This window comes from Bartonella sp. MU37NMGALS, from assembly GCF_042194015.1.
Classification (GTDB): Bacteria; Pseudomonadota; Alphaproteobacteria; order Rhizobiales; family Rhizobiaceae; genus Bartonella; species Bartonella grahamii.
In genome coordinates this window covers 124103-131532 of the sequence record NZ_JBHIML010000006.1, presented here as the reverse complement: position 1 = coordinate 131532, position 7430 = coordinate 124103, and the positions used below count along the sequence as shown (strand labels likewise).

Annotated in this window: 16 protein-coding genes and 1 pseudogene; all 17 read left to right on the top strand. The window is 42.6% G+C overall.

Features of this window, described 5'->3' with window-relative positions; translation table 11 throughout:
• Window positions 1–65 (top strand): annotated as a pseudogene (locus ACFIJP_RS05315) (elongation factor Tu); the annotation flags it as partial.
• Between the two features lie 61 nt (window positions 66–126).
• Window positions 127–435: a 30S ribosomal protein S10 gene (rpsJ, locus tag ACFIJP_RS05310; protein WP_005773267.1), complete on the top strand. Its 309-nt coding sequence runs from the start codon at window positions 127–129 to the stop codon at window positions 433–435.
• 27 nt (window positions 436–462) lie between these two features.
• Window positions 463–1200, top strand: a complete 738-nt coding sequence (gene rplC, locus ACFIJP_RS05305; protein ID WP_015856587.1) for a 50S ribosomal protein L3 — start codon at window positions 463–465, stop codon at window positions 1198–1200.
• A gap of 2 nt (window positions 1201–1202) precedes the next feature.
• Window positions 1203–1823: a 50S ribosomal protein L4 gene (gene rplD, locus ACFIJP_RS05300; protein WP_015856586.1), complete on the top strand. Its 621-nt coding sequence runs from the start codon at window positions 1203–1205 to the stop codon at window positions 1821–1823.
• The gene (locus ACFIJP_RS05295) at window positions 1820–2113 is read left to right on the top strand and encodes a 50S ribosomal protein L23 (RefSeq protein ID WP_375619911.1); all 294 of its coding nucleotides are present in this window, start codon (window positions 1820–1822) and stop codon (window positions 2111–2113) included. Before rplD ends, ACFIJP_RS05295 begins: the two co-directional genes overlap by 4 nt.
• Window positions 2114–2134: 21 nt before the next feature.
• Complete coding sequence (gene rplB / locus ACFIJP_RS05290; RefSeq protein ID WP_375626065.1) at window positions 2135–2968, top strand: 50S ribosomal protein L2; 834 nt, start codon at window positions 2135–2137, stop codon at window positions 2966–2968.
• A gap of 15 nt (window positions 2969–2983) precedes the next feature.
• Window positions 2984–3262, top strand: coding sequence for a 30S ribosomal protein S19 (gene rpsS / locus ACFIJP_RS05285; RefSeq protein WP_004855734.1), 279 nt, complete (start codon window positions 2984–2986; stop codon window positions 3260–3262).
• Between the two features lie 2 nt (window positions 3263–3264).
• Window positions 3265–3654 (top strand): 50S ribosomal protein L22, encoded by a 390-nt coding sequence (gene rplV, locus ACFIJP_RS05280; RefSeq protein WP_208439680.1) that lies wholly within the window; start codon window positions 3265–3267, stop codon window positions 3652–3654.
• Window positions 3654–4364 (top strand): 30S ribosomal protein S3, encoded by a 711-nt coding sequence (rpsC, locus tag ACFIJP_RS05275; protein ID WP_375626062.1) that lies wholly within the window; start codon window positions 3654–3656, stop codon window positions 4362–4364. Before rplV ends, rpsC begins: the two co-directional genes overlap by 1 nt.
• A gap of 36 nt (window positions 4365–4400) precedes the next feature.
• The gene (gene rplP, locus ACFIJP_RS05270) at window positions 4401–4814 is read left to right on the top strand and encodes a 50S ribosomal protein L16 (protein WP_015856581.1); all 414 of its coding nucleotides are present in this window, start codon (window positions 4401–4403) and stop codon (window positions 4812–4814) included.
• 12 nt (window positions 4815–4826) lie between these two features.
• On the top strand, window positions 4827–5027 hold the full coding sequence (gene rpmC, locus ACFIJP_RS05265) for a 50S ribosomal protein L29 (RefSeq protein ID WP_273788260.1): 201 nt from the start codon (window positions 4827–4829) through the stop codon (window positions 5025–5027).
• 11 nt (window positions 5028–5038) lie between these two features.
• Window positions 5039–5278 (top strand): 30S ribosomal protein S17, encoded by a 240-nt coding sequence (gene rpsQ / locus ACFIJP_RS05260; protein ID WP_012231991.1) that lies wholly within the window; start codon window positions 5039–5041, stop codon window positions 5276–5278.
• A gap of 144 nt (window positions 5279–5422) precedes the next feature.
• Window positions 5423–5791 carry a 50S ribosomal protein L14 gene (gene rplN / locus ACFIJP_RS05255; RefSeq protein ID WP_004855715.1) on the top strand — a complete coding sequence of 123 codons (369 nt, stop codon included), beginning with the start codon at window positions 5423–5425 and terminating at the stop codon, window positions 5789–5791.
• 12 nt (window positions 5792–5803) lie between these two features.
• On the top strand, window positions 5804–6118 hold the full coding sequence (rplX, locus tag ACFIJP_RS05250) for a 50S ribosomal protein L24 (RefSeq protein ID WP_375626059.1): 315 nt from the start codon (window positions 5804–5806) through the stop codon (window positions 6116–6118).
• The gene (rplE, locus tag ACFIJP_RS05245) at window positions 6111–6668 is read left to right on the top strand and encodes a 50S ribosomal protein L5 (protein WP_375626057.1); all 558 of its coding nucleotides are present in this window, start codon (window positions 6111–6113) and stop codon (window positions 6666–6668) included. Before rplX ends, rplE begins: the two co-directional genes overlap by 8 nt.
• 24 nt (window positions 6669–6692) lie before the next feature.
• Complete coding sequence (gene rpsN, locus ACFIJP_RS05240; RefSeq protein ID WP_375626055.1) at window positions 6693–6998, top strand: 30S ribosomal protein S14; 306 nt, start codon at window positions 6693–6695, stop codon at window positions 6996–6998.
• Between the two features lie 14 nt (window positions 6999–7012).
• Entirely contained in the window at window positions 7013–7411 is a 399-nt protein-coding gene (gene rpsH / locus ACFIJP_RS05235; RefSeq protein WP_375626053.1) for a 30S ribosomal protein S8, read from the top strand.
• Window positions 7412–7430: the final 19 nt, after the last annotated feature.

Genomic DNA, 7430 nt, shown 5'->3' with positions numbered 1-7430 from the left:
GTTTTGCTATTCGTGAAGGTGGTCGTACTGTTGGTGCCGGTATCGTCTCTAAGATCATTGAATAAATAATGCTTGTTGAGTGCTTTTATTATTGAAGGCACTTTCTATAACAGGGAAATAAAGAGCATGAACAGTCAAAATATTCGCATTCGCTTAAAAGCGTTTGATCATAGAATTCTTGATACGTCGACGCGTGAGATTGTATCGACTGCCAAGCGTACCGGTGCAAATGTCCGTGGTCCCATTCCGCTTCCGACGCGGATTGAGAAATTTACGGTCAATCGTGGACCGCATATCGATAAGAAGAGTCGTGAGCAGTTTGAGATGCGAACACATAAGCGTCTTCTTGATATTGTTGATCCAACGCCGCAAACAGTGGATGCGCTTATGAAGCTCGATCTTTCTGCTGGTGTGGATGTAGAAATTAAGCTCTGAGGTTTGAGGACAGAAGGAACAGACCCGATGCGTTCAGGTGTAATAGCACAGAAGCTGGGCATGACCCGTATTTATAATGATGCTGGTGAGCATGTGCCGGTGACCGTACTTCGTTTGGAGAATTGTCAAGTCGTTGCTCAGCGTACAGTTGAAAAGAATGGTTATACTGCTGTTCAATTAGGTGTAGGCTTTGCTAAAGTTAAGAACACTTCACAAGCTCTTCGTGGACATTTTGCTAAGGCTTCTGTTGAGCCTAAAGCTAAAATAGCAGAGTTTCGTGTGAGTCCCGACAATCTTCTTGATGTTGGTACTGAGATTACAGTGGAACATTTTGTTCCAGGACAGAGAGTTGATGTGACTGGTACCAGTATTGGTAAGGGGTTTGCTGGTGTTATGAAACGGCATAACTTTGGTGGGCATCGTGCTTCCCATGGTAATTCGATCACACATCGTGCTCATGGTTCTACAGGGCAGTGCCAAGATCCTGGTAAAGTTTTTAAAGGTAAAAAAATGGCTGGCCATATGGGGCAAGTGCGTGTAACAACACAGAATATTGAAGTTATTTCCACGGATAGTGAACGTGGTTTAATTTTAGTGCGTGGTGCTGTTTCTGGTTCTAAAGGTTCTTGGATTTTGGTACGGGATGCTGTGAAGAAGCGTCTTCCTGATAATGCTCCAAAGCCTGCTGGTATTCGCCGTCTTGTGAAGGAGAAAACGGAAATGGTTACTCCGGTGACGGAAACCTCTGAAGTTGAGGGAGCCTAATAATGGATCTTGTAATTAAAACTCTTGATGGTAATGAAGCTGGTAAGTTAAAGGTTTCTGAAGCTATTTTTGATCTTGTTCCACGTGAGGATATTTTGCAACGTGTTGTTCGCTGGCAGCTTGCACGCCGTCAGCAGGGGAGTCATCAATCCCAAGGTCGTTCTGATGTGTCACGAACAGGGGCAAAAATGTTTAAGCAAAAAGGAACTGGGCGTGCTCGACATTCATCTGCCCGTGCACCGCAGTTTAGAGGTGGGGGTAAGGCACATGGACCGGTGGTTCGTAGCCATGCGCATGATCTTCCTAAAAAGATTCGTGCTCTTGGGTTACGTCTTGCTTTATCTGCAAAATTAAAAGCAAAAGACTTAATTATTGTGGATGAGTTGACTGTTAAGGATGCGAAAACGAAAATGCTTGTTTCTCATTTTTCTAAGCTTGGATTTAATAACGCTCTCTTGATTGGTGGTAAAGAGATTGATATTAACTTTTTTCGTGCAGTCTCTAATATCCCTAATATTGATATTTTGCCTATTCAGGGAATTAATGTTTATGATATTTTGCGTCGCAGCAAACTTGTTTTATCAAAGGCAGCTGTTGAGGCTCTTGAGGAGCGTTTTAAATGACAGATCTTCGCCATTATGATATAATTATTAGTCCAGTTATTACTGAAAAGTCGACTATGATTTCTGAATATAATCAAGTTGCTTTTAATGTCGCGCCGAAAGCGACGAAGCCTGAGATTAAGGCTGCTATTGAAGCGCTTTTTAGCGTAAAAGTTAAAGCAGTTAACACGATAGTCCGCAAGGGTAAAGTGAAGCGTTTCAAAGGTATAGTTGGTCGGCAAAGTGATGTCAAAAAAGCGATCGTAACTCTGGCCAGTGGTCAGACTATCGACGTTTCGACAGGTCTTTAAAGAGGCTCGGAGATAGGAATAATGGCACTTAAGCAATTTAATCCAACGACACCTGGGCAGCGTCAGCTTGTTATTGTGGGACGTTCTTGTCTTTATAAGGGAAAACCTATAAAGATGTTGACTGAAGGTTTGTCTTCAAAGGGTGGACGTAATAATCGCGGTCGTGTTACTGCTCGTTTTCAGGGTGGTGGACATAAACGTAGTTATCGGTTTGTAGACTTTAAGCGTCTTAAACGTGATGTTTCAGCAAAGGTTGAGCGTTTAGAATATGATCCTAACCGTACTGCTTTTATTGCTTTAATTCGCTATGAGGACGGGCAATTGAGTTATATTCTTGCGCCACAGCGTCTTGCGGTTGGTGATTCTGTTATGGCTGGTTTAAATGTGGATGTTAAACCAGGTAATGCTATGCCTCTTGCTAATATGCCTGTAGGTACAATTATTCATAATGTTGAGATGAAGCCAGGAAAAGGGGGGCAGATTGCACGTTCAGCGGGTACTTATGCGCAGTTGGTTGGACGAGATCATGGTATGGCTATTCTTCGTTTAAATTCTGGTGAACAGCGTTTGGTTTCTAGTAGCTGTTTTGCAACTGTTGGTGCTGTTTCAAATCCTGATCATGGGAATATTAATGATGGTAAGGCAGGTCGGTCACGTTGGCGTGGTAAACGTCCACATGTTCGTGGTGTTGCTATGAATCCCGTTGATCATCCGCACGGTGGTGGTGAAGGTCGTACATCGGGGGGGCGCCATCCAGTATCTCCTTGGGGTAAGCCTACGAAAGGTAAGCGTACGCGCTCCAATAAAGCCACTGATAAATTTATTATGCGTACGCGTCATCAACGCAAGAAATGAGAAAGGTAGTCTGAAGTGGTTCGTTCAGTGTGGAAAGGTCCGTTTGTTGACGGCTATCTTCTTGGTAAAGCAGAGAAGGTACGTGCAAGTGGGCGCAATGAAGTTATAAAAATATGGAGTCGTCGCTCTACTATTTTACCGCAATTTGTTGGTTTAACTTTTGGTGTTTACAACGGTAATAAGCATATTCCTGTTTCTGTTTCTGAAGAGATGGTTGGACATAAGTTTGGTGAGTTCGCTCCTACCCGGACTTATTATGGTCATGGTGCCGATAAAAAAGCGAAGAGGAAGTAGGAATGGGAAAAGCTAAAGTTTCGCGCCAGCTTAGAGATAATGAAGCAAGAGCTGTCACGCGGACAATTCGTGTAAGTCCGCAGAAGCTTAATTTAGTTGCTGCAATGATTCGTGGTAAAAGAGTTAATGTAGCACTCGCTGATTTGATGTTTTCACGCAAGCGTATTGCTGCTACTGTGAAAAAAACGCTTGAATCAGCAATTGCAAATGCAGAGAATAACCACGATCTTGATATTGATTCGCTTATTGTGGCGGAAGCTTATGTTGGTAAGTCGATAGTGATGAAGCGCTTTCATGTTCGTGGTCGAGGGCGTGCTAGTAGAATTGAACGTCCATTTTCGCATCTTACTGTTATTGTTCGTGAAGTTACCGAAAAAGTGGAGGCCGCGTAATGGGTCAGAAGATCAATCCAATAGGACTTCGTCTTGGTGTTAATCGGACTTGGGATTCTCGTTGGTATGCTGATAGTGGTGAATATGGGCGCCTTCTTCATGAAGATTTGAAAATTCGTTCATACGTGCTGGAGGAGCTTAAACAGGCGGCTATTTCGAAGGTTGTTATTGAGCGTCCTCATAAGAAGTGTCGTATTACGATTCATTCTGCACGTCCTGGTTTGATTATTGGTAAAAAGGGTGCTGATATCGAAAAGCTTCGTCGTAAGCTCTCAGAAATGACGGATGCTGAAACTTCATTAAATATTGTGGAGATTCGTAAACCGGAGATTGATGCCACGATTATTGCGCAATCAATTGCTCAACAGTTAGAGCGTCGTGTTGCTTTTCGTCGTGCAATGAAGCGTGCTGTTCAGTCTGCTATGCGTCTTGGTGCAGAAGGTATTCGTATCAATTGTTCTGGCCGTCTTGGTGGTGCTGAAATTGCTCGTATGGAATGGTATCGTGAAGGTCGTGTTCCACTTCATACCTTGCGTTCTGATGTTGATTACGGTACAGCAGAAGCTAAGACTGCTTATGGTATTTGTGGTATTAAAGTTTGGGTCTTTAGGGGTGAGATTCTTGAGCATGATCCGATGGCTTCAGAACGTCGTGCTACGGAAGTTGATCAATCTGGTTCTTCATCGAATCGTCGCCGTGAAAATGCTTAGTTTTTGAGATTGAACTAAAATTTGGAGTAGAGAACAATGTTGCAGCCAAAGCGCACAAAGTTCCGTAAACAGTTCAAGGGCCGTATTCACGGTGTTGCGAAGGGTGGTACGGATTTGAATTTCGGTGCCTACGGTTTGAAGGCTGTTGAGCCGGAGCGGATTACTGCTCGTCAAATTGAAGCGGCGCGCCGTGCGATTACGCGTTATATGAAGCGTTCTGGTCGTGTGTGGATTCGCATTTTTCCAGATCTTCCGGTTACATCTAAGCCGACTGAAGTTCGTATGGGTAAAGGTAAGGGAAGTGTCGATTATTGGGCTGCACGTGTTGCTCCTGGACGCATCATGTTTGAGCTTGATGGAGTTCCTGAGGATGTTGCACGTGAAGCACTAAGATTGGGTGCTGCAAAGTTGCCTATAAAAACGCGTTTCATCCAGCGTATTGCTGAATAATGAGGTTAAGCGATGAAAGCCACAGAATTACGGGCGCAGACGCTCGACCAAATGAAAGATGAATTGGCTAAGTTAAAGAAAGAGCAATTTAATTTGCGTTTTCAAAAAGCAACAGGTCAATTAGAAAAGACTGCGCGTGTTAGACAGGTTCGTCGTGATATTGCGCGTATTAAAACTTTTCTTCGTCAAAAGGTAAGTGAAAGTAAGGTTTAAGGAAATGAGAGATGCCTAAACGCGTTTTGCAGGGTGTTGTTATTAGCGACAAAAGTGATAAGACTGTTGTTGTCAAAGTTGAGCGCCGTTATTCTCATCCGCTTCTTAAGAAGACTGTTCGGCAGTCTAAAAATTATAAAGCGCATGACGAAAACAACCAATTCAAGATTGGGGATCAAGTTTCTATTCAAGAATCTAGACCAATTTCGAAAGATAAATGTTGGATTGTTGTAAAAGACAATGTAGCGTAATGAGTTAAGTTTATTGTTTTAGAATTTAACAGTGTTTTTATCATTGATAAATTTAAAGGCGATGACTTTATCGTTATTTGGCAGGCAAATCCGAGTGTATAAAAGGTACAATCGGATATATGTGTTAAGAGAAGGTGGCCAGTCATGATTCAGATGCAAACAAACCTCGACGTTGCTGATAATTCTGGTGCTCGTCGTGTCATGTGCATCAAGGTGTTAGGCGGTTCAAAGCGGAAATATGCTTCGGTCGGTGACATTATTGTTGTTTCGGTTAAGGATGCTATTCCTCGTGGCCGTGTTAAAAAAGGTGATGTTATGAAAGCTGTTGTGGTTCGTACTGCTAAGGATATTCGTCGCGCAGATGGTAGTGTCATTCGTTTTGATAGTAATGCTGCGGTTTTAGTGGATAATAAAAAAGAGCCGATCGGTACTCGTATCTTTGGACCTGTTCCCCGCGAATTGCGTGGTAGGAATCATATGAAGATCATCTCGCTCGCTCCTGAAGTTCTGTAAGGAGTAAATGTTATGCAGAAGATTCGAAAAGGTGATAAAGTTATTGTTTTATCCGGTAAGGATAAAGGATGTAGTGGTGAAGTAATTAAGGTTAGTCCAAAAGAGAATAAGGCTTTTGTTCGTGGGATTAATATGATTAAACGTCATCAACGTCAAACGCAGAAGCAAGAAGCTGGAATTATTTCTAAAGAAGCTCCGATTCATCTGTCTAATTTGGCGATTGCTGATCCTAAAGATGGTAAGCCTACACGTGTAGGCTTTCGTATGAATGCAGATGGTAATAAAGTGCGTTTTGCCAAGCGTTCGGGAGAGTTGATTAATGGCTGAGGAAAGACAAATACCGCGTATGAAAGCGCATTATTTTGAAGTGATTCGTAAAGCGCTTCAAGAGAAGTTTAATTACAGAAATGCGATGCAAATTCCGCGGATTGATAAAATTGTAATAAATATGGGGATAGGTGAAGCAACTGCTGATTCGAAGAAGCCTTCCCTTGCTGCTGAGGATTTAGGGCTAATAACAGGTCAGAAGGCTGTTGTTACACGTGCGCGTAATTCTGTTGCGACCTTTAAGGTTCGTGAAGGAATGCCTCTTGGGGCTAAAGTTACATTGCGTAAAGATCGTATGTTTGAGTTTTTAGATCGTCTTGTTACGATTGCTCTTCCACGGGTTCGTGACTTTCGTGGTTTGAATCCAAAGAGTTTTGATGGTCGTGGCAATTTTGCTATGGGTATTAAAGAACACATTGTGTTTCCAGAAATCAACTATGATAAAGTTGATCAAATTTGGGGCATGGATATTATTGTTTGTACGACAGCAAAAACGGATGATGAAGCTCGTGAGTTATTGCGTGCTTTTAATTTTCCTTTTCGTTCGTAACGGCAGACATAGTGAGGTGAAAGTATGGCCAAAGTAAGTGCCGTTGAAAAAAATAAGCGTCGTGAGGTGATGGTAAAGCGTTATGCTGCCCGTCGTGCACGTTTGAAAGCAATAGTTATGGATCAGAAGGTTTCTCTTGAAGAACGTTTTAAAGCTTCTGTTCAGTTGGCAGAGTTGCCACGTAATTCTTCGAAAGTTCGTATTCGTAATCGCTGTGAGGTTTCAGGTCGTCCGCGGGCTTATTATCGTAAATTAAAAATGTCGCGAATTGCGTTGCGTGAGCTTGGCTCTATTGGCCATATTCCTGGTGTTGTAAAGTCTAGTTGGTAAGAGGAGATTATTTAATGTCTATGTCAGATCCTCTTGGTGATATGTTAACACGTATTCGTAATGCACTTGGTCGTAAAAAAGGTAAAGTAGTTACTCCAGCTTCGAAGCTTCGTGCGCACGTTCTTGATGTTCTTCAGTCGGAAGGTTATATTCGTGGATATAATCAAATTGATTTAGGTGACGGGAAAGCTGAAATTGAAATCGAATTGAAGTATTTTGAAGGGCTGGCTGTTATTCGTGAGATTTCACGTGTATCAAAGCCAGGTCGTCGTGTGTATGTTTCTGCTAAGTCACTTCCACAGGTGGCAAATGGTCTTGGTATTTCGATTTTATCGACTCCTAAAGGCGTCATGGCAGATCATGAGGCGCGTGAACAGAATGTTGGTGGAGAACTCCTTTGTCGTGTTTTCTAAGTTATGTCAAGAAAACGGA